Raw genomic sequence first — 515 nt, forward strand, 5'->3', positions numbered from 1 at the left:
CTTCGGATTTTAACTGAAATGGCATGCAATACGGCGCGCCGGCGATGGCCCGTCTTCCCGAAGCCGTCATGAATGTCGTCCGTATCTAGCTCTCGAACCAAGCTATCCTCAGCGAGGAAATGCCCGGACTGCCAGACATTTCCAGGCTCTCGGGCTTGTTGACGGCGCTGACCCCGCCCGCGTAATCCCTGCCCGACAGCTTGGGCAGGAACCTGTTGTGAAGAAGACGAATGCCGCGAGAAAGCCGAAGACCGAGGTGAAGGCCAGGCCAGGCCTCGGCGAAGGCTACGAGCTGACCGTCTCGTCCCCCGTCCTGCTCTCGCAGGGCTCCGACCGCGACTTCCGGCGGCTCGTGCACAACCTCTTCGGCTTCCTGGCGCGGCACGAGGCGATCCGCGAGGGGCACGGCGCCTTCATCAACCTCGCCGGCATCGAATACACCGTGCTGATCTCCATCGCGCATCTCTCGGCCGAATCCGATGTCAGCGTGCGCGACGTGGCCGAGTATCTGCATC

At 62.9% G+C, this 515-nt stretch carries 1 pseudogene; it reads left to right on the plus strand.

The features are described 5' to 3' along the window. Positions 1 to 217: 217 nt before the first annotated feature. Positions 218 to 515: pseudogene (locus tag AC1DWF_RS38750) on the plus strand (hypothetical protein); the annotation flags it as partial.

The sequence above is a fragment of the Aminobacter sp. P4_D5 genome (assembly GCF_056401815.1).